Raw genomic sequence first — 24,340 nt, forward strand, 5'->3', positions numbered from 1 at the left:
ATCAATGAAAGGCTTGCTAAAAGGCACACGGCTGGCGTGGAACCTTGCTTTTTTAATATTGCTCGTGGCGGCTTCCTTTGCATATGCCATGTTTCAAGGAGGATTTGTCAGCTGGTTTTTATTGTATTCATTGCTGCCGTTTGTTGTTTATTCTGTTGCGTTGGCTCTTTATCCGCTGAAGAAGCTGCGAGTTCGGCGCAAATTAAATAAAACGGAATTTCAAGCAGGCGAACCGCTTGTTTGTACTATCGAAATTGAACAGCCGTTTCCCTTCCCTTTTTTCTTTGGAATCGTTGAGGATGTCCTTCCTGAAAAGCTGAAAAATTCGGGATCAGCGAAGATTGTCTTGTTTCCTTGGTGGAAAAAACGTTTTTCATTCCAATATTCGTTATCTAATCTTCCGAGGGGATCCCATCATTTTGAAACAGTGCGATTTAAAACAGGAGATTTGTTTGGAATCATTGAAAGAGAAGGCATTTATTCGGCAAACAATCACATTGTGGTCTATCCGCCATTTTTTGAGTTTCAGTACCGTCCCCAACAACTTTCACTTGAAAAGGATGCAGGTTTTGCTAGAACACGATATATAAAAGATGTTTCGATTGTTGCTGGGGTAAGGGAATATGAACCAGGAGACAAATTATCTTGGATAGACTGGAAGGCGACAGCGAGACGCCATTCGATCATGACAAAGGAATTTGAGCAGCTAAATAGCCAACAAATTGTTTGTTTCATCGATCGAACAAAGTCATCGTCATTTGAAGAGCTTATCTCATTTACAGCTTCGTTCTCTAAAGCAGTGCTCAAAAACGGTTCCAAGCTCGGGGTAGTTTCGGTTGGGAAAACGAAGAAAGTTTTTCCTATATCAAATCATGAGCATCATTGGAAGCATATCCTGTATCATTTAGCAGTGGCGGATTGCGATGGTGAGGACGAGTTTATCAACCAGCTTTTAGAGGAATTGAACAAATGGGGACAGCATTCATCTATCATGATTATGACAAGTCATTTACACCCTTCCTTGATTGACAAGCTTCTAGCGTTTCCGAAGCCGCGTCATGTCACCATTTGGCATGTGACAAAAGCGGTTGAAAAGCCGAGAAGAGATCAAGAACTAATAGATAAATTGCGGCGGCATTCGATAACTGTCCGCACTGTTGACGCCGGCATGTTCCGAGATGCAGCGCAAAGGGTGGGAAGCCGATAATGAAACAGCAAATCGTTAACTTTTGTTTATATTTGCTATCGTTTATTTTGCTGTGGGAATGGCTGCGGCCGCTTGAATATTCGACTGATTCTATCTATACCGTTATTTTCGTTATATTTATCGGAATTTCTCTCTTTTTTACATTTATGCAGCTAAAATGGTATATCTCGTATCCGGTTAAATTATGCTATATTTTCTTTTTTATTCATCAGCTGTTTTACAACGGCTCTGTTTTTGAAATAGGATGGATATTAGAATTTATTCATGATCTTCGCTATAACTTAAACTTGATCACCGAAAGGTATTTCGGCGGAATGACTCCTCCATTCCGGACGTTTCTTTTCTTTGTATTATTGTGGCTGCTTGTCTATTTATTAAACTATTGGATTATTCAGAGAAAAAGAATTTTATTATTTTTAATTTTAACTATTACGTATGTGGCAGTATTAGATACGTTTTCGCCATATGATGCAACTTATGCGATTATACGGTTAGCGGTGGTAGGATTTTTCCTTTTAGGTCTTCTTTATTTTGAAAGGATGATTTTTTCGGAGAAAATTCCGTTTAGGTCTATTTTGTATTGGAAATGGATTGTGCCGCTTTTGGCAATGATTGTTGTTTCCGCTGCGATCGGGTGGCTCGCTCCGAAAGCGGCCCCCCAATGGCCAGACCCTTTACCGTATTTTTCGAAGTATAAACAGGACGGAGAAGGGGAGCATTTGTCAAATTCGGTTGTCAAAAAAATCGGTTATGGTACCAATGATGAGCAATTGGGCGGTCCGTTCATTCCAAACGATGCACCTGCTTTTCGGACGTATGTAGAAAGACAGCATTATTGGCGAGTTGAAACAAAAGATGTTTATACAGGAAAAGGCTGGATGACAAGCGACAGACAATTTTCCATTGCAAATGGATTTATCGGTCCGTATTTAAACTTGACGAGTAGTCAGGTTCAAACGGAACAGCTTGTTTCGACTGTAGAAATTGAGCGCGAATATCCATATCAGCATATTATTTATCCGCTTGGATTGCAGGAAATTTCCAGTGATGCTGATCAATACCGCATCGATCATGTAACGGAGAATATATTCCCAATGTTTAATGAATCGGGGGAACGACTTTCCAGTTATTCTTTGAAATATTCTGATCCCTTGTTTGAAATTGAAAAATTGCAGGCTGTTCACTCGAATGAAGGTGCTCCAAAAGAATTGGTTGAACGATATACGCAGCTTCCCGCAAGCCTTCCGGAACGCGTGAAAAATCTCGCTGTGGAGATTACAAAAGATAAAAACAACTTTTATGATAAAGCCAAGGCGGTTGAACAGTATTTTTTGAAAGAACCGTTTGTATATGAAACGAATGATGTGGCTGTCCCGGAATTGGATGAAGATTATGTCGATCAGTTTTTATTTGAAACGAAGAAAGGATATTGCGACAATTTTTCAACATCTATGGTTGTTCTTCTTCGGTCTGTCGGAATTCCGGCGCGCTGGGTAAAGGGATATACCCCAGGGCAGTTTGTGGAAACGACAAGCGAAGGATTGGAAGTGTATGAAGTAACTAGCAACAATGCCCATTCGTGGGTAGAGGTTTATTTTTCTGGAATTGGCTGGGTCCCTTTTGAACCGACGATCGGTTTTTCCAATCCGCAGGAATTTGCACATCAATCAAATGAAAATCAACAAGATTCATCTGCTGCCGAACAAGAACAAAGTCAGCCGCTTGAGGAAGAAAGTCAAGAACAAATCGATACGGATGATGCTAAGCAGCCAAAGAAATTCCCTTTTTCGCTATCACCAGCTGTTATTGTCTCCATCGGTTTCATCTTGTTTATAGCGGCATGTGTGTTAATACTTTTCAAAACGAGAAATAAATGGATGACTAGTTGGATGACTAGCTTCTATAAATGGAATCATGATGAGAAAGATTTTTTGAAAGCATACAGGCTTTTGCTTAAATCTCTGGAAAGATGTGGCTACAAACGGGAAAACGGGCAAACGTTAAGAGAATATGCAAAACAGATTGATCAAATGTTTGGAACAAATAGTATGTCGCAATTAACTTACATTTATGAGCGGGCGCTGTATCGGGGCGATGATCCAAGCAAGGAATGGGAGCAATCGAAAGAATTATGGGAAGATTTAATCAAAAAAACAACTTCTTGACCGGGTCTTGATCACTTGGTATGATAAGAAAAAATTCATAGCGGGAAGCTCCTTCGTATATCCTCGATAATATGGTTCGAGAGTCTCTACCGGGTTACCGTAAATAACCCGACTATGAAGGCAGAAGTTAGTAGATGTACTAGAATTCTGCCTTTTTTTCGGTAGAATTCTATTTTTTTGAAGTCAGATGTGAAACAATATATTGATCCATCAAAATAATGAGGTGAACACGTTGGAGAACATCCAAGACATGATCTTAGTGTTAGATTTCGGCAGCCAATACAATCAATTAATTACGCGCAGAATTCGCGAATTTGGTGTTTACAGCGAGCTTCATCCGCATACGCTGTCGATAGAAGATATCAAAAAAATGAATCCGAAAGGAATTATTTTGTCAGGGGGTCCAAACAGCGTATATGACGAAAAGTCTTTTCGCTGCGACGAGCGGATTTTTGAACTCGGGGTTCCAGTGCTCGGAATTTGCTATGGCATGCAATTAATGACCTATTTGCTCGGGGGAAAAGTGGAAAAGGCGAAGCACCGGGAATATGGGAAAGCAGCTTTACAAGTAAAGGAAAAATCGCCGTTGTTTGAAGGCTTGCCTGATGATCAAATCGTTTGGATGAGTCACGGGGATCTTGTGGCCGATATTCCGAACGGCTTTAAAGTAGACGCCACTAGCCCATCATGTCCATTTGCCGCAATCAGCAATGATGAGCGGAACATGTACGGGGTTCAATTTCATCCCGAAGTGCGCCATACAGAATTTGGAAACGACCTATTGAAAAATTTCGTTTTCCGCATTTGCGGGTGCACAAATTCGTGGACGATGGAAAACTTTATTGAAATGCAAATAGAGAACATCCGCAAAACTGTCGGAAATAAGAAAGTGCTGTGCGCGCTAAGCGGCGGGGTGGACTCATCTGTTGTAGCCGTTTTAATCCATAAAGCGATCGGCAATCAATTAACGTGCATTTTTGTTGACCACGGACTCCTTCGCAAAGGGGAAGCGGAAAGCGTCATGAAGACGTTTAGCGAAGGGTTTAACATGAATGTCATTAAAGTAGATGCAAAAGACCGCTTTTTAGAAAAATTGAAGGGTGTTACTGACCCGGAAAAGAAAAGAAAAATCATCGGCAACGAGTTTATCTATGTTTTTGATGATGAAGCGGCAAAATTGGAGGGCATTGAGTTTCTTGCTCAAGGAACACTTTATACAGACATTATCGAAAGCGGTACGCAGACGGCGCAAACGATCAAATCGCATCACAATGTCGGCGGACTTCCGGAGGATATGAAATTTCAACTGATTGAACCATTGAATACACTCTTTAAAGACGAAGTTCGCGCACTTGGAACAGAGCTTGGTATTCCAGATGAAATCGTTTGGCGGCAGCCGTTCCCGGGACCAGGATTAGCCATTCGGGTTTTAGGAGAAGTAACGGAAGAAAAGCTAGAGATTGTTCGGGAATCCGATGCTATTTTACGAGAGGAAATTAAAAAAGCCGGATTAGAGCGGGACATTTGGCAATATTTCACCGTTTTGCCTAACATCCGCAGCGTAGGTGTGATGGGCGATGCCCGCACGTACGATCATACAATTGGAATCCGTGCTGTCACTTCAATTGACGGCATGACTTCAGATTGGGCTCGTATTCCGTGGGAAGTGCTGGAAGTGATCTCTACGCGGATTGTCAATGAAGTGCCGCACGTGAACCGAGTTGTCTACGATATTACAAGCAAGCCGCCGGCAACAATTGAATGGGAATAAATCTGACCAACTTGTATAAATCGGAATTATCATTTTTATATAATAAATATAAACATTCTCGTATAATTTCGGGAATATGGCCCGAAAGTTTCTACCAAGCTACCGTAAATAGCTTGACTACGAGGTGTTGACGGTTCGATGGCTGAAGGAGGAGAGGATCCTTTTCCTTTCTCACATTGGGCTTTCAGCAACCTCATGGTCAAGCGCATCCTTGGAATGGAGCGCTTATTTTTTTGCTTAAAGTTTTTTATACAGCCAATTGTAGGAGGACTTTATAATGAAAAAATATTTTCAATTTGATGAACTTGGCACTAATTACCGCAGGGAAATTATTGGCGGAATTACAACTTTTCTTTCAATGGCCTATATTTTGTTTGTCAATCCAGCAACGCTTTCATTAAGCTCTGTTGCTGATTTTCCCAATGAATTGAGAATGGATCAAGGAGCTGTCTTCACTGCGACCGCGTTGGCTGCAGCCATCGGGACACTCATCATGGGTATTGTGGCACGGTATCCGGTAGCTCTTGCTCCCGGTATGGGATTGAACGCGTTCTTTGCTTTTACTGTCGTTTTGACGTACGGCATCCCTTGGCAAACAGCCCTTTCAGGTGTTCTTGTTTCAGGTCTCTTTCTTGTCTTGCTGACGCTTAGCGGATTGCGGGAAAAAATTATTGATTCCATTCCGCCGGAGCTGAAGCATGCAGTCGGTGCGGGAATCGGATTGTTTATCACATTTATCGGTTTTCAAAATGCAGGCATAATTGTTAATGATGACGCTGTTCTTGTCGGCTTGGGAGACTTGCGGAATGGAAATACTCTTCTATCTATTTTTGGATTAACTATTACGATTATTTTAATGGTTCGGCAAGTGAAAGGCGGCGTGTTTTACGGCATGGTGATTACGGCCGTTGTCGGAATGATTTTTGGCCTTGTACCAAAACCGGATAAAATTATTGGGGAAATTCCGAGCTTGGCTCCGACGTTTGGAGTAGCTTTAGGACATTTAGGAGATATTTTTTCTTTACAAATGCTTGTCGTAATCTTAACGTTTATGTTTGTTGACTTTTTTGATACGGCAGGAACGCTGGTTGCGGTTGCCAATCAAGCAGGGTTATTGAAAAACAATAAACTTCCGCGAATCGGCAGAGCTTTAGTATCTGATTCAATGGGAACAGTTGTCGGAGCGATTTTAGGAACATCTTCAACAACTTCTTATGTAGAATCATCAGCAGGGGTTGCGGCAGGCGCGCGGACAGGTTTTGCTTCCATTATAACGGCAGGATGTTTCCTATTAGCTTTATTTTTCTCGCCGCTATTGAGCGTTATTACATCTTCTGTTACGGCTCCAGCGCTCATTATTGTCGGAGTTTTAATGGTATCATCTTTAGGGCAAATAAAATGGGATCAGTTTGAAATTGCTGTTCCGGCGTTTTTAATCTTGATTACAATGCCATTAACGTACAGCATCGCAACCGGTATTGCTATCGGCTTTATTTTCTACCCGATCACGATGCTTCTGAAAGGAAGAGGAAAAGAGATTCATCCGATTTTGTATGGTTTATCTATTGTATTTCTGCTTTATTTCATCTTTCTTGTCAATTAATAAGAAGTCGAAGGATCAGACTGAAATGCTGTCTGATCCTTTTCTTTTGTTTCAGAAGGCAGTGAAACGGCACAGATCATGATCAAGGTTCATCAAAATCCGAACATTCGGGGTTTAAAGAAAAATAATGTTCGATTTTATCGTTGACATAATGATTTTTCATTGTTAAGATGGAGTCGAAAACAACATATGAAAACTAAAACCTCATATAATCTTGGGAATATGGCCCAAAAGTTTCTACCCAACAACCGTAAATTGTTGGACTATGAGGGAAAGTAATCGGCAAGATTTTTCAACTGAGCATACATATTGCTTATGCCCGGTTTGTGTTACTTTCCCTTATTGATAGGGAAAATGCAGAAGCGGGCTTTTTTTATGCCTTTCAATTATTGTCAAGATTTTTAACGAAGGTGGCAACCTATTATTAAAAATAAAGAGGGGAGCATCGCCATGAATCCTGTCGTTGGAGTGATAATGGGAAGCACTTCAGATTGGGAAACGATGAAGCATGCCTGTGAAATATTAGATGAGCTGAATATTCCTTATGAAAAAAAGGTTGTTTCTGCCCATCGCACACCTGATTGGATGTTTCAATATGCAAGCACTGCCAGGGATCGCGGAATTCAAGTGATCATTGCAGGCGCAGGCGGAGCAGCACACTTGCCGGGAATGGTTGCATCGAAAACAACTCTCCCTGTCATCGGAGTTCCGGTTAAAACAAACGCGTTAAACGGACTGGATTCGCTGCTCTCGATCGTGCAAATGCCCGGCGGCGTGCCTGTTGCAACAGTGGCGATAGGAAAAGCGGGCGCGGTGAACGCTGGTCTGTTAGCGGCGCAAATTTTGTCAATCAATGATGCTGATGTTCAGCAAAAGCTTGAACAACGGCGAGAATATATAAGAAAAAACGTCATGGAAAGCAGTGATCAGCTTGTATAAAAAACTTTTGCCTCAAAGTACAATTGGAATCATTGGAGGCGGTCAACTAGGCAAATTTATGGCTATCGCTGCCAAAAATATGGGATATCGAGTGGCGGTGCTTGATCCAACACCGAATTCTCCATGCGGCCAAGTGAGCGACATTGAAATCACAGCCCGTTACGATGATTTGGATGCAATCAAAGAGCTTGCGAAGGTGAGCGATTGTATAACGTATGAATTTGAAAATATTGATTACGAGGCGTTAACTTGGCTTGAGCAAAACGCCTACTTGCCTCAAGGAAGCAGACTGCTCGCCATTACACAAGATCGCCAGACGGAAAAGGAAGCAGTGGCGAACGCTGGTGTAAAAGTTGCGCCGTATGAAGTCGTTGAATCAGAAGATGATTTTTATCAAGCCGTATCCAACATAGGCATCCCGAGTGTTTTAAAGACATGCCGCGGAGGATATGATGGGAAAGGCCAATTTGTACTAAAGCAAGAAGAAGATATAGAAGAAGCAAAAGCTTTGTTGAAGAACGGACGCTGTGTATTGGAAAAATGGATCGCGTTCGACAAAGAAATTTCGGTTATTGTCACTAGAAGCGTGACAGGTGAAGTCAGCACATTGCCTGTTGCCGAAAACATTCATGTTAACAATATTTTGCACGAAAGCATTGTACCTGCAAGAATTTCTGATTCGTTGAAGGAACAGGCGGAGGAAACAGCAAAAACATTGGCGGCGAAGCTTGGGCTGATTGGAACGCTGGCAGTTGAAATGTTTGTGGCAAACGATGAAATTTATATAAATGAGCTCGCCCCCCGGCCTCATAATTCAGGTCATTATTCATTAAATTTATGTGAAACATCGCAGTTTGAACAGCATATTCGCGCGATTTGCGGATTGCCTCTCGGAAACACGAAGCTCATTCATCAAGGAATTATGGTGAATATACTGGGCCAGCATCTAGAGCCTGTGTTGAAAAACGAAGAGCTGCTGAAAAAAGGGAAATTATTTTTATATGGAAAAGCGGAGGCAAAAATCAACAGAAAAATGGGACATATTACGTTCTTCAGTGATGAAATTGAGGAACTATTGACATATATCGAATCGACTCAAATTTGGAATGTTTGACAAGCTATTCATAAACAAGACGGAGAGATCAATAGGAGGTTGCAGGAATGATTGAACGATACACACGTCCTGAAATGGGCGCGATTTGGACGGAAGAAAACCGCTTTAAAGCTTGGCTTGAAGTGGAGATTTTAGCATGTGAAGCGTGGGCGGAGCTTGGTGTGATCCCGAAGGAAGATGTAAAAAAACTGCGTGAACGTGCTTCATTTGATGTGAACCGAATTAAGCAAATTGAAGAGGAAACAAGGCACGACGTAGTGGCGTTTACCCGTGCTGTATCAGAAACGCTTGGCGACGAACGAAAATGGGTGCATTACGGATTGACCTCCACTGATGTCGTGGATACCGCTTTATCTTATTTGCTAAAGCAAGCGAACGAAATTTTACAAAAAGACTTGGAAAATTTCATCGCTATTTTAAGAGATAAAGCGTTGGAGCATAAATACACCGTCATGATGGGGCGTACGCACGGGGTGCATGCAGAACCGACAACGTTTGGTTTGAAATTGGCGCTATGGTATGAAGAAATGAAGCGAAATCTAGAGCGGTTTAAACGCGCAAGAGAAGAGATTGAAGTCGGCAAAATTTCCGGAGCAGTCGGCACTTATGCCAACATTGATCCGTTTGTGGAGCAGTATGTGTGTGAAAAACTCGGTTTAAAGCCGGCGCCGATTTCGACGCAAACATTGCAGCGTGATCGACATGCCGAGTACATGGCTACGCTTGCTTTAATTGCTACATCGATTGAAAAGTTTGCAGTTGAGATTCGCGGCTTGCAAAAGAGCGAAACCCGCGAGGTGGAAGAGTTTTTTGCCAAAGGACAGAAAGGTTCATCTGCGATGCCGCATAAGCGCAATCCGATCGGATCGGAAAACATGACAGGAATGGCAAGGGTCATTCGCGGAATGATGCTGACGGCTTACGAAAATGTTCCATTGTGGCATGAGCGCGACATTTCTCATTCTTCGGCAGAGCGCATCATTTTGCCAGATGCTACGATCGCGTTGAATTACATGTTAAATCGATTTGGCAATATTGTGAAAAACTTGACGGTCTTCCCGGAAAATATGAAGCGCAATATGGAGAAAACGCTGGGATTGATCTACTCACAGCGGGTTTTGCTTGCGCTAATCAATAAAGGTATGACACGTGAAGAAGCATACGATTTAGTTCAGCCAAAAGCGATGGAAGCGTGGGAGCGCCAAGTTCCGTTTAGAGAGCTGATCGAAGCGGAAAAACAAATTACAACAAAGCTTTCGAAAGAAGAAATCGATGACTGCTTCGATTACAATTACCATTTGAAAAATGTGGATTACATTTTTAAACGCTGCGGGTTAGAACAATAGATGTCCAAATGGGGCTCGGCAAATCGCAAAAACTGCCCTGCCTCTTGACATAAATTGAAAGGCCAATATTCCGCATTAGGAGGCATGATCATGACCGTTCAAAAGGGCTCATTGCTGTACGAAGGAAAAGCGAAAAAAATTTATGAAACAGACGATCCTAACATTTTTCTTGTTTATTATAAAGATTCCGCTACCGCGTTTAATGGGGAGAAAAAAGCTGAGATTGTAGGCAAAGGACAGCTAAACAATGAAATTTCAAGTTTGCTGTTTGAAAAGTTAAATGAACACGGCATTCCGACCCACTTTGTTCAAAAAATTTCGTCAAATGAACAGCTTGTCAAACGGGTGACAATCATTCCGATTGAAGTAGTTGTACGAAATATTGTGGCAGGAAGCTTGTCCAAAAGATTGGGCATTGCCGAAGGAACTGAGATTAAAAAGCCGATCATTGAGTTCTACTATAAAAATGATGACCTGGGAGACCCTTTAATTAACAGTTTCCATATTGAACTACTAGAGCTTGCGGAAAAAGAGCAGCTGGATGAAATAAAAACATTAGCTTTCAAAGTAAACGATATTTTATTGAAGCATTTTCATGAAAGAAACGTGAGACTAGTAGATTTTAAGCTTGAATTTGGCTTGCTTAACGACGGAACGCTTGTTGTTGCAGATGAAATTTCCCCTGATACGTGCCGACTTTGGGACAAACATACAAATGAAAAGCTTGATAAAGATGTGTTCCGCCGGGATATCGGCAATTTGACGGATGCTTATAAAGAAATTTTAAAACGTTTAGGAGGTACAGTTCCATGTACAGAGTAAAAGTATATGTTACATTGCGTGAAAGTGTGCTTGATCCTCAAGGAAATGCGGTGAAAAATGCTTTACATTCAATGAATTTCAACGAAGTGGAAGATGTTCGTATCGGGAAGTACATGGAGCTAGCAATCGGAAAAACGGATCGAAATGTCGAAGAGATTGTCGACGAAATGTGTAAAAAGCTTTTAGCAAATCCTGTGATTGAAGACTACCGTTATGAAATAGAGGAGGTAGCCGTCAAGTGAAATTTGCCGTGATCGTTTTTCCGGGTTCCAATTGTGACGTTGACATGTACCATGCCATTAAAGACGAACTGGGAGAGGAAGTCGAATACGTTTGGCATGACGCTCAAGATTTAAGTGGCTTCGATGGCATTCTCCTTCCCGGCGGCTTCTCATACGGCGATTATTTGCGCAGCGGAGCCATTGCCCGTTTTGCCAATGTCATGAAGGAAGTTGTGAAAGCTGCAGATGAAGGGAAGCCTGTACTTGGCGTTTGCAATGGGTTTCAGATTTTGCTTGAGGCTGGTCTTCTTCCGGGTGCCATGAGACGGAACGAGAAGCTGAAATTTATTTGCCGCCCTGTGAAATTAAAGGTGGAAAACAACGAAACGATGTTTTCGAACAAATATGATAAGGGCGAGATTATCACCATTCCGATCGCACATGGGGAAGGAAATTATTATTGTGATGAAAAAACTCTTGAAGATTTAATCGCAAACAAGCAAATTGTTTTTACGTATCAAGATAATCCGAACGGAAGCTTAAATAACATTGCAGGCATCGTAAATAAACGCGGCAATGTCCTTGGAATGATGCCGCATCCGGAACGGGCAGTCAGCGAACTTTTAGGAAACACAGACGGGTTGAAATTGTTTCAATCGATTGTAAGAAGTTGGAGGGAAGCTCATGTCACAAATTCTTGAACCAAGTCCAGAAATGATAAAAAACGACAAAATTTATAAGCAAATGGGAGTTAGTGATGAGGAGTTTGCCCTCATTGAAAAAATTTTAGGACGATTGCCGAATTACACGGAAATTGGAATTTTTTCTGTTATGTGGTCAGAGCATTGCAGCTACAAAAATTCAAAACCAGTATTAAAAAAGTTTCCAACAAAAGGAGAACGTGTGCTGCAAGGACCTGGTGAAGGAGCAGGGATTGTTGATATCGGCGACAATCAAGCCGTCGTCTTTAAAATAGAAAGCCATAACCACCCTTCTGCAATTGAACCGTATCAAGGTGCAGCAACAGGAGTCGGAGGCATTATTCGCGATGTTTTCTCGATGGGAGCCAGACCAATCGCTCTCCTTAACTCTCTTCGCTTTGGGGAACTTACAAGCCCGCGTGTCAAATATTTGTTTGAAGAAGTTGTCGCTGGCATTGCCGGATACGGTAACTGTATCGGAATTCCAACCGTTGGAGGAGAAGTGCAGTTTGACGCTTCCTATGAAGGAAATCCGCTGGTCAATGCGATGTGTGTCGGACTCATAAACCATGAAGATATCAAAAAAGGGCAAGCAACTGGTGTCGGCAATACAGTGATGTACGTCGGGGCCAAAACCGGAAGAGACGGCATTCACGGTGCTACATTTGCTTCCGAAGAATTGTCGGAAGCTTCCGAAGAAAAGCGTCCGGCTGTTCAAGTTGGAGATCCTTTCATGGAAAAACTGCTTTTGGAAGCTTGCCTTGAAGTAATCAAATCTGATGCACTTGTCGGCATTCAAGATATGGGGGCAGCGGGGCTTACAAGCTCATCGGCAGAAATGGCGAGCAAGGCGGGCTCAGGAATTGAAATGAACTTGGATCTTGTTCCTCAGCGGGAAGCAGGAATGACTCCTTATGAGATGATGTTATCCGAATCGCAAGAAAGAATGCTTCTCGTTATTAAAAAAGGGCGGGAGCAGGAAATCATTGATCTGTTTAAAAAATATGATCTGGAGGCTGCACCGATTGGTAAAGTTACAGATGACAAGATGCTGCGCCTTATTCATAAAGGAGAAATCGTTGCGGAAATTCCTGTTGATGCGCTTGCGGAAGATGCGCCTGTTTACTATAAACCGTCTAAAGAACCTGAATATTATCGCCAGTTTCAAAGCATGCCGCCATATGTTCCAAAAGTTGACGATTACAAAGAAACCCTTCTTGCATTGCTGAAACAGCCAACGATAGCCAGCAAGGAGTGGGTATATGACCAATACGATTATATGGTGCGGACGAACACTGTCGTGGCGCCCGGTTCTGATGCGGCTGTCCTTAGAATCAGAGGGACGAAAAAAGCTTTGGCGATGACAACCGATTGCAACTCACGCTATTTATATTTAGATCCAGAAGTCGGCGGAAAAATTGCAGTTAGTGAAGCAGCAAGAAACATCGTATGTTCAGGAGCGGTGCCGCTCGCTATTACAGACTGTTTAAACTTCGGCAGCCCGGAAAAACCAGAGATTTTTTGGCAGCTTGAAAAAGCGGTGGACGGCATGAGCGAAGCGTGCTTAGCTTTAAATACACCTGTCATTGGCGGAAATGTTTCCTTGTACAATGAAACGAACGGAACAGCTATTTATCCAACTCCGGTTGTCGGTATGGTCGGACTTATTGAAGATACAGATCATATTACAACGCAATCATTTAAAGAGGCGGGCAGTATCGTTTATTTGCTTGGTGAGACAAAAGCAGAATTTTCTGGAAGCGAATTGCAAAAAATGCTTGAAGGCAAGATCTTTGGCAAAGCGCCGGAAATTGACCTGGAAGAAGAGAAGCAACGTTTAGATCAGCTGTTAGCTGCCATTCGCGAAGGGCTTGTCCAGTCGGCTCATGACGTTGCCGAAGGAGGCCTGGCCGTTGCGCTAAGTGAATGCTTAATCGGAACGGGCCTTGGAGCGGAAATAACGATCAACGGTGATGCATTGGCAGGGCTGTTCAGCGAATCCCAGTCCCGCATCGTCGTTTCCGTAAAACCGGAAAACAAAGAGGCGTTTGAAAAGATTGTTCAAGCTGAAGCTATCGGAACGGTCACAAACAGCGGAATTCTTAAAATTGTCAACGGCAATGGAGAAACATTGATTCAAGCATCAGTGGAAGAGTTAGAACAAGCTTGGAAAGGAGCTATCCCATGCTTGCTGAAATAAAGGGGCTAAATGAAGAATGCGGTGTATTCGGCATATGGGGTCATAAGGACGCTGCTCAAATCACTTATTACGGTCTGCACAGCCTTCAGCATCGCGGACAAGAGGGGGCAGGGATTGTCGTAACAGACGGCGAAAAACTGACAGGGTTTAAAGGGGAAGGACTTGTCACAGAAGTGTTTGCCAATGGGGTAGACAATTTAAAAGGAACAGGAGCTATTGGCCATGTTCGCTATGCGACGGCTGGAGGAGGCGGTTATGAAAACGTCCAGCCGTTCCTTTTTCGATCTGAGCAAGGCGGTCTCGCATTAGCTCACAACGGAAATTTAGTGAATGCTTCCGGATTGAAGCATCAGCTTGAAAATCAAGGAAGCATCTTTCAAACAACGTCAGATACAGAAGTTCTTGCTCATTTAATTAAAAGAAGCGGCTATTTAGAGCTAAAAGATAAAGTGAAAAACGCGCTTACGATGATTAAAGGGGCATACGCCTTTTTAATCATGACGGAAACAGAGCTGATGATTGCCCTTGATCCGAACGGACTCCGTCCTTTATCTATCGGACGTCTCGGTGATGCATATGTTGTCGCTTCGGAAACCTGCGCTTTTGATGCTGTTGGAGCTCAGCTAGAAAGGGATGTTGAGCCTGGCGAGCTTATCATCATCAATGGTGAAGGACTGAAAAGCGAACGTTTTTCCAAAACGATTAACCGTGCGATTTGTACGATGGAATACGTTTATTTTTCACGCCCTGACAGCAATGTGGAAGGAATAAATGTTCATACTGCAAGAAAAAATCTCGGCAAACGGCTTGCGATAGAAGCGCCTGTAGAGGCGGACGTAGTGACTGGAGTTCCGGATTCCAGCATATCTGCGGCGATCGGCTATGCCGAGGCATCCGGTATACCGTACGAGCTCGGTTTAATTAAAAACCGATATGTCGGCCGTACGTTTATTCAGCCGTCCCAATCATTGCGGGAGCAAGGAGTGAAAATGAAGCTTTCCCCTGTCCGCGGGGTAGTGGAAGGCAAACGGGTTGTCATGGTGGATGACTCAATCGTAAGAGGAACGACATCGAAGCGTATTGTCAAGATGCTGCGGGAAGCAGGGGCAACAGAAGTGCATGTCCGCATCAGTTCACCGCCGATTGCCAACCCTTGCTATTACGGTATTGACACCTCCACTCATGAGGAGCTGATCGCTTCTTCTCATACTGTAGAAGAAATTCGCAGCATCATTGGCGCCGATAGTCTTGCTTTCTTAAGCACAGAAGGGATGCTGGATGCGATCGGAAGGAAATATGAAGGTGAATTTCGCGGGCAATGTATGGCATGTTTTACAGGAAAATATCCGACAGACATTTATGAAGATACGATTCTTCCTCATGAGAAAGGCTAATATGACAGACCGAAGGAGGATAATTCATGTCCAAAGCGTATAGAGAAGCAGGTGTGGACATTCATGCGGGCTATGAAGCAGTTCGCCGCATGAAAAAGCATGTGGAAAAAACGAAGCGTCCCGGTGTTTTAGGAGGGATCGGCAGTTTTGGCGGAATGTTTGATCTGGCAAGCTTAGGATATAAGGAGCCGGTGCTTGTTTCCGGAACAGACGGAGTGGGAACGAAGCTGAAGCTTGCCTTTATGGCGAATAAACACGATACGATTGGAATAGACGCTGTGGCTATGTGTGTAAACGACATTTTGGCACAAGGTGCGGAGCCGCTTTTTTTCCTGGACTATTTGGGGCTCGGGAAAGCAGACCCTGAAAAAATTGAAAAAATTGTTAAAGGTGTTGCCGATGGCTGCCTGCAGGCGGGTTGTGCGCTCATCGGTGGAGAAACAGCGGAAATGCCCGGCGTATATGATGAAGATGAATACGACATTGCCGGCTTTGCTGTCGGTGTTGTCGAGAAAGAAAACATTGTCACAGGCGAACGGATCAAGCCTGGGCACTTTCTCATCGGCCTTTCATCAAACGGCATCCATTCAAACGGTTATTCACTCGTTCGCAAAGTGCTTTTGGAAGAAAATAAGCTTGATTTACATGAAATATACGAGCCTCTAACCGAAACGCTCGGAGAAGAATTGCTAAAGCCGACAAAAATTTATGTTTCTTCCGTCCTGCCGCTTGTGAAAGCATATAAAGTTGACGGCATGGCCCATATTACCGGAGGAGGGTTTATTGAAAACATCCCGAGAATGCTTCCGGAAGGGCTTGGAGCAGAAATCGATTTCGGTTCATGGCCGATTCATCCGATTTTTACCTTTATTCAACAGCAAGGAAATATCGATTTGTCTGAAATGTTTGAAGTGTTCAATATGGGAATCGGCTTTGTTCTGGCGGTCGAAGAAGATGTTGTTCAGCAGTGCCTTAATGAGCTTGAAAAGCTGGGAGAAAAGGCTTTTCTCATCGGCCGGGTAAAAGAAGGAAGCGGAATTCGGCTGAAAGGAGGGCCTTTTTCATGAAGCGGATCGCGGTGTTTGCATCCGGGAGCGGCTCTAATTTCCAAGCGATTGTAGACCATGTAAAGAGCGGGAAGCTAAAAGCAAATGTGATGCTTTTAGTTTGTGATAAACCCGGTGCTAAAGTAGTGGAGCGGGCAGAAAAGGAGCAGATTCCTGCTTTTGTTTTTGATCCGAAGCAATATGAGTCGAAGGAACAGTTTGAAGAAGATATTTTACAGCAATTGAGGCACTATCAAGTGGACTTTATCGTGCTGGCCGGCTACATGCGTTTAATCGGCCACACTCTTCTTGACGCTTTTGCGGGGAGAATTGTGAATATACATCCTTCCTTGCTTCCTGCATTTCCGGGAAAACATGCAATTGAACAAGCGCTCCGTGCCGGCGTAAAAATTACGGGTGTCACCATCCATTATGTTGATGAAGGAATGGATACAGGCCCGATCATCGCTCAGCGTGCGGTTGAAATCAGCGAAGATGATGATGCTAATACACTTGCAGAGAAAATCCATAAAATCGAGCATTCATTTTATCCTGAAACAATAGGAAAAATTTTAGAAAAATTAGAGGTGAAAGCATGACAATCAGACGGGCAATTGTCAGTGTATCTAATAAAGCAAACATCATTCCGTTTGTGCAAGAGCTTGTCAATCTTGGGATTGAAGTAATCTCCACTGGCGGAACGAAAAAGCTTCTTGAGGAAAATGGAATAGATGTAATTGGAATTCAGGAAGTAACCGGTTTTCCGGAAATTATGGACGGAAGAGTTAAAACGCTGCACCCTGCTATTCACGGGGGGCTGCTTGCGGTTCGCAGCAATGATAACCATATGAAGCAGATGGAGGAAAACGGTATTCAACCGATTGACTTAGTCGTTGTGAATTTATATCCGTTTAAAGAGACAATTGCCAAAGATGGCGTGACTTTTGAGGAAGCGATCGAGAACATTGACATCGGCGGGCCGACGATGCTTCGGGCTGCTGCAAAAAATCACCAAGATGTAGTGGTTGTCGTTGATCCTGAAGATTATCCCGTCATTTTAACCGAACTGAAAGAGAACGGAGAAGTAAGCATAGAAACAAAACGGAAGCTGGCTGCCAAAGTATTCCGGCATACTGCTGCATACGATGCACTGATTGCGGAATATTTAACAGAGCAGGCAGGGGAAGAAGAGCCTGAATCGATTACTGTGACATTTGAAAGGAAGCAATCCCTTCGTTATGGGGAAAATCCTCACCAACAGGCAACGTTCTATAAAAAGCCGATCACGCCTCCATCATCTATTGCCGAAGCCATCCAGCTCCATGGAAAGGAATTGTCGTATAACAACATTAAAGATGCGGATGCGGCACTTAGCATTGTCAAAGAATTTGATGGACCGGCAGCGGTCGCTGTTAAGCATATGAATCCGTGCGGCGTCGGCGCAGGTGAAACCATTTTTGAAGCTTATAATCGGGCATATGAGGCGGACCCGACTTCAATTTTCGGCGGCATTGTTGCACTGAATCGTGAAGTTGATCAGAAAACGGCTGAAAAAATGAGCGAAATTTTTTTGGAAATTATCATTGCCCCTTCGTTTAGCCAAGAAGCTCTTGAAATATTAACGAAAAAGAAAAATATTCGATTGTTAACGATCGACTTTTCGAAAAAATTCCAACCGGAGAAGCAGCTGACATCTGTTTACGGCGGCCTTCTTGTTCAAGATCAAGATATTTATACGCTCGATGACGCGAACATTTCAATCCCAACAAAAAGACAGCCGACTGAACAAGAATGGAAGGACTTAAAGCTTGGCTGGAAAGTCGTGAAGCACGTCAAGTCAAATGCGATTGTTTTGGCAAAAGATGAAATGACCGTTGGTGTTGGTGCAGGCCAAATGAACCGGGTTGGTGCTGCCAAAATTGCGATTGCACAGGCTGGCGAGAAAGCGAAAGGCAGTGCACTTGCATCAGATGCGTTCTTCCCAATGCCTGACACCGTTGAAGAAGCAGCGAAAGCAGGGGTTACAGCAATCATACAACCAGGCGGATCCATTCGCGATGAAGATTCGATAAAAAAAGCGGATGAATACGGAATTGCAATGGTCTTTACTGGAGTCCGTCATTTCAAACATTAAGAAAGGGGATGACTGATGATGAAAGTACTTGTTATTGGAAAAGGGGGCCGTGAGCATGCGATCGCTTGGAAGGCGGCCAATAGCCCTCTCGTTGAAAAAGTGTATGTCGCGCCTGGCAATGATGGTATGAAAGACGTTGCAATAAGAGTTCCGATTTCAGAAGAACAAACAGACGAATTGATCCAATTTGCCAAAACAAACAACATTGATTTAACCATTGTTGGTCCTGAAATTCCTTTAATGAACGGTATTGTCAACGAATTTGAAGACGCTGGATTAACTGTATTCGGACCGAGGAAAGAAGCGGCAATTATTGAAGGAAGCAAATCATTTGCAAAAAATTTAATGAAAAAATATAACATTCCGACTGCCAATTATGAAACGTTCTCTGATTTTGCCAAAGCGAAGCAATATGTAGAAGAAAAAGGCGCCCCGATTGTGATTAAAGCGGATGGGCTTGCGGCGGGAAAAGGTGTCGTTGTTGCAATGACAAATGAAGAAGCAATTGACACGCTGTCCGGCTATTTAAAGGAAAATAAGCTGGGAGAAGCAGGAAAATCCGTTGTAATTGAAGAATTTTTGACAGGTGAAGAGTTTTCCCTTATGGCTTTCGTAAATGGAGAAAACATTTACCCGATGGTGATTGCGCAGGATCATAAGCGGGCCTTTGACGGAGACAAAGGACCGAATACAGGTGGAATGGGGGCTTATTCTCCTGTCCCGCAGATTTCTAATGATGTTGTTCATGAGTCTGTAGAGAAAATTTTAAAGCCGGTAGCGAAAGCTTTGAAAAATGAAGGAGCGGCATTTACCGGTATTCTTTATGCCGGCCTCATGCTGACAAAAGACGGCCCGAAGGTGATTGAATTCAATGCGCGTTTTGGAGATCCAGAAACACAGGTAGTTCTTCCTCGGCTAAAATCAGACCTTATCGATGTGATGTTGAAAGTGTTAAAAGGAGAACCGGTTGAACTTGAATGGACAGATCAAGCGGTGTTGGGAGTCGTTGTGGCGGCGGAAGGCTATCCGGGCAGCTATAAGAAAGGAACACCGATCGGTTTGTTAAAGGTTAGTGCGGATGCCCTTTTATTCCATGCCGGAACAAAAGAGGAAGGCGGCCAATTTGTAACAGACGGGGGTCGTGTATACCTTGTGGCGTCATTTGGAGATAATTTAAAAAATGCGCAAGAAAAAGTGTACAAGCAATTAAAAGAGCTTGAGACGGAAGGTTTGTTTTATCGTAAAGACATCGGCTATCGCGCACTATAACGAATTTGGCTTTCAATATTCCGAACCGATGAATACTAATAAATAAAAGACATATCTACCACATATTTTATAAACCTTTCCAATGGGACAGGAGGTTGTTCCTGTCCTTTTCATTTTATAAAGGAATGTAATCGGCATTTTTGACATAGCTTCTTCTTAAACAACTTCCTATTTTGACCGCTCATTATTAAAAATAAACCAGCGTTTCTTCTATTAGGAAACGATCAATCAAGAAAGCCTCTGCACCGTTATCCCAAGTTCAAAATTTTGTAAGAAACTTTAGTGCTTTAATATTTTTCATATGTTAATATATAAAGTAACAGAGTCACTATTTTGAGTAATTACTTTTAATTGAGGAGGACTGAGCAGATCATGCGATCTGGTGCTTTTTGGAAAGCCCATGAAATTCGTGAACATATAGATGTCGTTTCAAATAGATTAGCACCAACCTTGTGGTTGAAAAATGCAGTATTTTTACATCCATATTTAAACCAGTGGGTGAAGTCAAATATTTGGATTTATAAAGACCGCATTATTTATGTCGGCAATGAAGAGCCGGAAAAAACAGCAAATACGGAAATATTTGATTGCAAAGGACTTTATTTAGTTCCTGGCTATATTGAACCGCACGCCCATCCGTTTCAATTATATAATCCTCATTCGCTTGCACAACATGTATCGCAAACGGGAACTACAACACTAATATGCGATAACCTATTTTTGCTATTACAATTCCCAAAAAAGAAAGCGTTTTCTTTTGTTGAAGATATGCAATCTTCTCCAGTTCAGTTTTTTTGGTGGGCCCGCTATGACTTGCAAACGGAATGCAGAGAAGAAGATCAACTCATTCCGCCAGATGTCGTAAAACAATGGATCGAGCATCCAGCCGTTATTCAAGGAGGAGAATTGACAGGCTGGCCAAAGCTTCTTTTAGGGGATGACTTGTTTTTACACTGGATTCATGAGACAAAAAAGGTCGGGAAGCGTGTAGAAGGCCATTTTCCAGGGGCTTCTCGAAAAACATTGACAAAAATGAAATTATTTGGTGTCGATTCCGATCACGAATCTATTAGCGGAGAAGAAGTATATAATCGATTGTTATGCGGATACAGCGTGCCGCTCCGCTATTCTTCAATACGGCCGGATTTGCCGAAATTGTTGGAAGAGCTGCTTGCATTTGGAGTTAATCGTTTTGACGAAATGTTTTTTACAACGGATGGTTCAACGCCTGCTTTTTATGAAAATGGAATGATTAATCAGACCATTCAAATAGCGCTGGAGGCCGGAATTCCAGAGTTTGAGGCTTATAAAATGGCAACGTACAATGTTGCTAGATATTATATGCTTGATTCAAAATTGGGAGTAATCGGTCCTGGCAGGTTAGCCTCCATAAATTTTCTGGAAGCGAAAAATAACCCGAACCCAGTGGCTGTTTTGGCGAAAGGGAAATGGATTCATAAGGACGGTCAGGTGTTTGATCATTTCCCTCAAGCAGACTGGAACAAATATGAAGTTGCACCGCTTGAACTTGATTGGGATTTGACAATGGATGATCTTCAATTTTCTATGCCGATGGGATTAAAAATGAGAAACACGGTTATTATTGAGCCGTATTCCATCACTATTGACAACTTCGTTGATGAACTTCCGCTAGATCATGACGAAAGCTTCCTCGCTGTCATCGATAAAAAAGGGAAATGGCGGATCAATACAATGTTAAAAGGCTTCGCAAAGGGGATAAAAGGCTTTGCAAGCACTTATTCAACGACTGGAGATGTGGTGTTGATAGGGAAAAACAAACAAGATATGATGCATGCATTTTCCAGATTGAAAGAAATCGGCGGGGGAATAGTAATAACGGAAAATGGCCAAGTGATTTTTGAAATGCCTCTTAACATTAACGGCGCTGCGTCATCGAAAAAATTTAAAGATCTCATTAAGGAGGAAAATGATTTAGTCCAAATTATGCGAGAAAAGGGCTATAAATTTTTAGACCCGATTCACAGCCTGCTCTTTTTATCCTGCACACATTTACCATATATCCGGGTTACACAGGAAGGAATTTATGATGTTATGAAAAAAACAATACTCTTTCCGACAATAATACGTTAAAATATAAAAGGGATAAATTAGTTAAGGTTGTGAATGAATGAAAAGAACATTGATTTTATTTACGATGCTTTTCTTTGTCTTTATAACAGCTTGCACAAATGAAAAAGAAAAAGAGAAAACAAATGACGAACCGTCATCATCTGAAAATCAGCCAGTTGAAAAAGAAACAGCCGTAAGCCCTTTGACAGGAAATGCTGCGACCGGAAGCATTGACAGCCGCCCAATTGCTGTCACGATTAACAACCATCCGAAAGCGAGGCCTCAATCAGGATTAAATAAAGCGGATATTGTTTACGAGGCTTTAGCTGAAGGCACGATCACGCGCTTTTTAGCCATTTATCAAAGCGAGAAACCAAAAATTATCGGTCCAGTCAGAAGTGCGCGGGAATATTTTGTCGATTTGAGTAAAGGGTATGAAGCAATTTATATCAGTCACGGCTGGAGTCCCACTGCTAAAGAAATGCTGGAGTCAGAGCACCTAGACTATTTAAACGGTCTGTTTTATGATGGTACGCTGTTTTGGCGGGATTCAACCCGGAAAGCTCCTCATAACTCGTATATTTCTTTTGAAAATGTCGTAAAAGGAGCAAAAGAAAACGGGTATTCAATGACAAAGGAAGTTGCCCCGTTGCCTTTTCTTTCAGATGAAGAAATAAGCGGCATTTCTGGAGAAGAAATGTTAGAAGCTGTTGTTTCCTATGGTTCTAAACCGGAATGGCGCATTAAATATGTATTCGATCAGCAGCTAGGCCGGTATAAGCGGTATTCCGGGGACGAACTGACAGTCGATCGCGAAACGGAAGAACCTGTTCTTTTAGACAATATTTTTATTGTCCAAACGGATCATCGTTTTCTTGATGATTACGGTCGCAGAACGATTGATTTAAACTCTGGGGGCGAGGGAATTCTTTTGCAAAAAGGTATGATGAAAAGGGTCGATTGGAAAAATGTGAACGGACGCATCCTTCCTTATGAAAATGAAGAACAAGTAAAATTAGTTCCCGGCCATACTTGGATCAATATCGTGCCAGATTTGGATAAGGCTTTTCAAAATTCAGCTGAGAAAGGAGAATGATGCATGCAAATTGACAAGCTGCGGGGGAGAGAGTTAGACCAATTGTTCCGGGCTATCCTTTCTTTAAGAGATTTGGAGGAATGCTACCGTTTTTTTGATGACCTTTGCACTGTCAATGAAATCCAATCGCTTGCCCAACGGTTTGAAGTTGCAAGAATGCTTCAGGAAGGCTATACGTATCATAAAATTGAAACAGAAACAGGTGCATCGACAGCGACAATCTCCCGGGTAAAGCGGTGCTTGAATTACGGAAATGATGCTTATGCAATGGCGCTTGAAAGAATTAAAGATGACAACGCTTCGTCATAAATTTGGGCTGCTGGGTGAAATCAGCAGCTCTTTTTTAGTTTAGAACTTTTAAAACTCTGAAAGGCTTCTTCAACATAGCTTAAAAAAACCCCCTCTCATATTAAAAAAACTCTTTCTAAACATCTACAGACTTTCATTGATTCACCATTTTTTTGTCCTATTATAATTTGATATAATAATGAAATGGTATATGAAATGGAGGATTATGTATGTATGATGTGAACGAGTGGAGACATGTGTTTAAGCTCGATCCGGATAAAGCCATTTCCGATGAACTGCTTGAAAAAATTTGTGAATCAAAAACGGACGCTGTTATCATTGGAGGAAGCGACAATGTAACGGAAGATAATGTTCTTTCTTTGCTTTCGCGGGTGCGGCGTTTTCTCGTTCCATGCGTGCTGGAAGTATCGAATTTAGAATCGATTGTTCCAGGATTTGATTTGTATTTTATTCCGACGGTTTTAAACAGCCGAAATACTACATGGATTACGGAGCTGCATCACCAAGCAATGAAAGAGTTTGGTGACATTATGAACTGGAATGATATTTTAATGGAAGGTTATTGCATTTTAAATGGAGAGTGCAAAGCGGCAAAATTGACCGAAGCAAAGACGGAGCTTAATTTGGATGATATTAAAGCGTATGCGAGAATGGCGGAGAACATGTTTCATCTTCCGCTCTTTTATTTAGAATATAGCGGAACGTACGGCAATGTTGAAGCAGTAAAAGCAGCGAAATCGGTTTTAACGAATACTAGGCTTATTTATGGGGGCGGCATTCAAAATGCTGCGCAAGCAAAAGAAATGGCCGAGCACGCTGATATCATCGTTGTCGGGAATGCCATTTATGAAAATTTACAAGCAGCGCTTGAAACCGTCAGCGCTGTCAAAGGGTAAAGAAAGTGAAAATGAG

The 24,340-nt window shown here is 42.5% G+C and carries 21 protein-coding genes and 3 riboswitches; all 21 genes read left to right on the forward strand.

Annotated features, from left to right (window positions below; all coding sequences use genetic code 11):
• Positions 1-4: 4 nt before the first annotated feature.
• The 21 genes from NSQ61_RS17710 (at position 5) to NSQ61_RS17810 (ending at position 24,324) form a co-directional block, all read left to right on the forward strand.
• On the forward strand, positions 5-1,207 hold the full coding sequence (locus NSQ61_RS17710) for a DUF58 domain-containing protein (protein ID WP_242513761.1): 1,203 nt from the start codon (positions 5-7) through the stop codon (positions 1,205-1,207).
• Entirely contained in the window at positions 1,207-3,372 is a 2,166-nt protein-coding gene (locus tag NSQ61_RS17715) for a DUF4129 domain-containing transglutaminase family protein (RefSeq protein ID WP_340807738.1), read from the forward strand. Before NSQ61_RS17710 ends, NSQ61_RS17715 begins: the two co-directional genes overlap by 1 nt.
• Before the next feature lie 33 nt (positions 3,373-3,405).
• Positions 3,406-3,507, forward strand: a riboswitch (purine riboswitch).
• A gap of 115 nt (positions 3,508-3,622) precedes the next feature.
• The gene (guaA, locus tag NSQ61_RS17720; protein WP_063388832.1) at positions 3,623-5,143 is read left to right on the forward strand and encodes a glutamine-hydrolyzing GMP synthase; all 1,521 of its coding nucleotides are present in this window, start codon (positions 3,623-3,625) and stop codon (positions 5,141-5,143) included.
• Positions 5,144-5,181: 38 nt separating this feature from the next.
• A riboswitch (purine riboswitch) is annotated at positions 5,182-5,283 on the forward strand.
• Positions 5,282-5,443, forward strand: coding sequence for a hypothetical protein (locus tag NSQ61_RS17725; RefSeq protein ID WP_157727845.1), 162 nt, complete (start codon positions 5,282-5,284; stop codon positions 5,441-5,443). Its footprint overlaps the riboswitch before it by 2 nt.
• Complete coding sequence (locus NSQ61_RS17730; RefSeq protein ID WP_117017182.1) at positions 5,421-6,746, forward strand: NCS2 family permease; 1,326 nt, start codon at positions 5,421-5,423, stop codon at positions 6,744-6,746. Before NSQ61_RS17725 ends, NSQ61_RS17730 begins: the two co-directional genes overlap by 23 nt.
• A gap of 184 nt (positions 6,747-6,930) precedes the next feature.
• A riboswitch (purine riboswitch) is annotated at positions 6,931-7,032 on the forward strand.
• A gap of 164 nt (positions 7,033-7,196) precedes the next feature.
• Entirely contained in the window at positions 7,197-7,685 is a 489-nt protein-coding gene (purE, locus tag NSQ61_RS17735) for a 5-(carboxyamino)imidazole ribonucleotide mutase (protein WP_340807739.1), read from the forward strand.
• Positions 7,672-8,799, forward strand: coding sequence for a 5-(carboxyamino)imidazole ribonucleotide synthase (gene purK / locus NSQ61_RS17740; protein ID WP_198318573.1), 1,128 nt, complete (start codon positions 7,672-7,674; stop codon positions 8,797-8,799). The genes purE and purK overlap by 14 nt, the downstream gene beginning before the upstream one ends.
• 47 nt (positions 8,800-8,846) lie before the next feature.
• On the forward strand, positions 8,847-10,145 hold the full coding sequence (gene purB, locus NSQ61_RS17745; RefSeq protein WP_063388828.1) for an adenylosuccinate lyase: 1,299 nt from the start codon (positions 8,847-8,849) through the stop codon (positions 10,143-10,145).
• A gap of 90 nt (positions 10,146-10,235) precedes the next feature.
• A complete protein-coding gene (purC, locus tag NSQ61_RS17750) occupies positions 10,236-10,967 on the forward strand; it encodes a phosphoribosylaminoimidazolesuccinocarboxamide synthase (RefSeq protein WP_327862861.1) in 732 nt (243 codons plus the stop codon).
• A complete protein-coding gene (purS, locus tag NSQ61_RS17755) occupies positions 10,955-11,209 on the forward strand; it encodes a phosphoribosylformylglycinamidine synthase subunit PurS (RefSeq protein WP_063388826.1) in 255 nt (84 codons plus the stop codon). Before purC ends, purS begins: the two co-directional genes overlap by 13 nt.
• Positions 11,206-11,889: a phosphoribosylformylglycinamidine synthase subunit PurQ gene (purQ, locus tag NSQ61_RS17760; protein WP_340807742.1), complete on the forward strand. Its 684-nt coding sequence runs from the start codon at positions 11,206-11,208 to the stop codon at positions 11,887-11,889. Before purS ends, purQ begins: the two co-directional genes overlap by 4 nt.
• Positions 11,873-14,089, forward strand: a complete 2,217-nt coding sequence (gene purL / locus NSQ61_RS17765) for a phosphoribosylformylglycinamidine synthase subunit PurL (RefSeq protein WP_340807744.1) — start codon at positions 11,873-11,875, stop codon at positions 14,087-14,089. The genes purQ and purL overlap by 17 nt, the downstream gene beginning before the upstream one ends.
• Positions 14,074-15,483 (forward strand): amidophosphoribosyltransferase, encoded by a 1,410-nt coding sequence (gene purF / locus NSQ61_RS17770; RefSeq protein WP_063388823.1) that lies wholly within the window; start codon positions 14,074-14,076, stop codon positions 15,481-15,483. The genes purL and purF overlap by 16 nt, the downstream gene beginning before the upstream one ends.
• Before the next feature lie 26 nt (positions 15,484-15,509).
• Positions 15,510-16,550, forward strand: coding sequence for a phosphoribosylformylglycinamidine cyclo-ligase (gene purM, locus NSQ61_RS17775; protein WP_311066580.1), 1,041 nt, complete (start codon positions 15,510-15,512; stop codon positions 16,548-16,550).
• Positions 16,547-17,128, forward strand: a complete 582-nt coding sequence (gene purN / locus NSQ61_RS17780) for a phosphoribosylglycinamide formyltransferase (RefSeq protein ID WP_066252087.1) — start codon at positions 16,547-16,549, stop codon at positions 17,126-17,128. The genes purM and purN overlap by 4 nt, the downstream gene beginning before the upstream one ends.
• A complete protein-coding gene (gene purH, locus NSQ61_RS17785) occupies positions 17,125-18,663 on the forward strand; it encodes a bifunctional phosphoribosylaminoimidazolecarboxamide formyltransferase/IMP cyclohydrolase (RefSeq protein WP_340807747.1) in 1,539 nt (512 codons plus the stop codon). The genes purN and purH overlap by 4 nt, the downstream gene beginning before the upstream one ends.
• 18 nt (positions 18,664-18,681) lie before the next feature.
• Positions 18,682-19,932, forward strand: a complete 1,251-nt coding sequence (gene purD, locus NSQ61_RS17790) for a phosphoribosylamine--glycine ligase (RefSeq protein ID WP_340808164.1) — start codon at positions 18,682-18,684, stop codon at positions 19,930-19,932.
• A gap of 372 nt (positions 19,933-20,304) precedes the next feature.
• Positions 20,305-22,044 (forward strand): adenine deaminase C-terminal domain-containing protein, encoded by a 1,740-nt coding sequence (locus tag NSQ61_RS17795; RefSeq protein WP_144597456.1) that lies wholly within the window; start codon positions 20,305-20,307, stop codon positions 22,042-22,044.
• A gap of 37 nt (positions 22,045-22,081) precedes the next feature.
• Positions 22,082-23,119, forward strand: a complete 1,038-nt coding sequence (locus tag NSQ61_RS17800) for a DUF3048 domain-containing protein (protein ID WP_066250766.1) — start codon at positions 22,082-22,084, stop codon at positions 23,117-23,119.
• Positions 23,120-23,122: 3 nt separating this feature from the next.
• On the forward strand, positions 23,123-23,428 hold the full coding sequence (locus NSQ61_RS17805) for a YerC/YecD family TrpR-related protein (RefSeq protein ID WP_063388817.1): 306 nt from the start codon (positions 23,123-23,125) through the stop codon (positions 23,426-23,428).
• Between the two features lie 209 nt (positions 23,429-23,637).
• A complete protein-coding gene (locus NSQ61_RS17810) occupies positions 23,638-24,324 on the forward strand; it encodes a heptaprenylglyceryl phosphate synthase (RefSeq protein WP_144597458.1) in 687 nt (228 codons plus the stop codon).
• Positions 24,325-24,340: the final 16 nt, after the last annotated feature.

Source organism: Aeribacillus sp. FSL K6-1121 (genome assembly GCF_038003725.1).
GTDB lineage: Bacteria > Bacillota > Bacilli > Bacillales > Aeribacillaceae > Aeribacillus > Aeribacillus composti.

Bases quoted from the DNA above. Each gene is read 5' to 3' on its own strand.
- NSQ61_RS17710 (WP_242513761.1), top strand. From the start codon at position 5: ATGAAAGGCTTGCTAAAAGGCACACGGCTGGCGTGGAACCTTGCTTTT.
- NSQ61_RS17715 (WP_340807738.1), top strand. From the start codon at position 1,207: ATGAAACAGCAAATCGTTAACTTTTGTTTATATTTGCTATCGTTTATT.
- guaA (WP_063388832.1), top strand. From the start codon at position 3,623: ATGATCTTAGTGTTAGATTTCGGCAGCCAATACAATCAATTAATTACG.
- NSQ61_RS17725 (WP_157727845.1), top strand. From the start codon at position 5,282: ATGGCTGAAGGAGGAGAGGATCCTTTTCCTTTCTCACATTGGGCTTTC.
- NSQ61_RS17730 (WP_117017182.1), top strand. From the start codon at position 5,421: ATGAAAAAATATTTTCAATTTGATGAACTTGGCACTAATTACCGCAGG.
- purE (WP_340807739.1), top strand. From the start codon at position 7,197: ATGAATCCTGTCGTTGGAGTGATAATGGGAAGCACTTCAGATTGGGAA.
- purB (WP_063388828.1), top strand. From the start codon at position 8,847: ATGATTGAACGATACACACGTCCTGAAATGGGCGCGATTTGGACGGAA.
- purC (WP_327862861.1), top strand. From the start codon at position 10,236: ATGACCGTTCAAAAGGGCTCATTGCTGTACGAAGGAAAAGCGAAAAAA.
- purS (WP_063388826.1), top strand. From the start codon at position 10,955: ATGTACAGAGTAAAAGTATATGTTACATTGCGTGAAAGTGTGCTTGAT.
- purL (WP_340807744.1), top strand. From the start codon at position 11,873: ATGTCACAAATTCTTGAACCAAGTCCAGAAATGATAAAAAACGACAAA.
- purF (WP_063388823.1), top strand. From the start codon at position 14,074: ATGCTTGCTGAAATAAAGGGGCTAAATGAAGAATGCGGTGTATTCGGC.
- purM (WP_311066580.1), top strand. From the start codon at position 15,510: ATGTCCAAAGCGTATAGAGAAGCAGGTGTGGACATTCATGCGGGCTAT.
- purN (WP_066252087.1), top strand. From the start codon at position 16,547: ATGAAGCGGATCGCGGTGTTTGCATCCGGGAGCGGCTCTAATTTCCAA.
- purH (WP_340807747.1), top strand. From the start codon at position 17,125: ATGACAATCAGACGGGCAATTGTCAGTGTATCTAATAAAGCAAACATC.
- purD (WP_340808164.1), top strand. From the start codon at position 18,682: ATGAAAGTACTTGTTATTGGAAAAGGGGGCCGTGAGCATGCGATCGCT.
- NSQ61_RS17795 (WP_144597456.1), top strand. From the start codon at position 20,305: ATGCGATCTGGTGCTTTTTGGAAAGCCCATGAAATTCGTGAACATATA.
- NSQ61_RS17800 (WP_066250766.1), top strand. From the start codon at position 22,082: ATGAAAAGAACATTGATTTTATTTACGATGCTTTTCTTTGTCTTTATA.
- NSQ61_RS17805 (WP_063388817.1), top strand. From the start codon at position 23,123: ATGCAAATTGACAAGCTGCGGGGGAGAGAGTTAGACCAATTGTTCCGG.
- NSQ61_RS17810 (WP_144597458.1), top strand. From the start codon at position 23,638: ATGTATGATGTGAACGAGTGGAGACATGTGTTTAAGCTCGATCCGGAT.